This window comes from Streptomyces sp. SID4985, from assembly GCF_009863025.1.
Lineage (GTDB): Bacteria > Actinomycetota > Actinomycetes > Streptomycetales > Streptomycetaceae > Streptomyces.
Map to the genome: position 1 here is coordinate 1 of NZ_WWIR01000692.1, position 542 is coordinate 542.

Sequence of the window (542 nt, forward strand, 5' to 3'; positions counted from 1 at the left end):
GGTTCCACCCCGCCAAGCCCAGCCGCAGGCGCCCCCGTTCCCTCCGGCCGTTCCTCGCGCTCGCCCTGCGGGACGTACGGCGGGTTGCCCTCGTTCATGCTCTCCCCACGGCTGTTCGCGGCCACGCGTGTCGGTGGTGACCGCGCGGCTCGATCCCCTGGCGGTGCCCGGGGTCCAGCGCTCCGGGCACGGCTTTACAGGATTCAACCAGGTTCGCCGCAGGCGGCGCAGGGGGTGTCAGGGTGCCTGACGGGCGGGGGACGCGACGGGGGCGGGGGCGGCGGAGGGGCCCGGGACCGCGGCCCAGGCGGTCGTGGGAGCGGGGGAGTTGACGGAGAACGGGGTGATCTCGTCCAGCGGGCGTATCAGCGGGGAGGCGGCCTGGGGCAGGGCGAGGTCGCGCACGGTGTCCTGGGCCCGCCCGTCGGCCGGTGCCGGCAGGCCGGGCAGCAGGGGCGCGGAGACGGAGGTGGGCGCCGCGGGTGTCTGGCCGAGCTGTCCGGTGCCCTGGGCGAGCAGCGGGGCCGTGGCGCGGCGCCGCT

The 542-nt window shown here is 77.5% G+C and carries 1 pseudogene; it reads right to left on the reverse strand.

The window, feature by feature from the left end:
* Window positions 1-237: 237 nt before the first annotated feature.
* Window positions 238-542, reverse strand: a pseudogene (locus tag GTW40_RS30475) (zf-HC2 domain-containing protein); the annotation flags it as partial.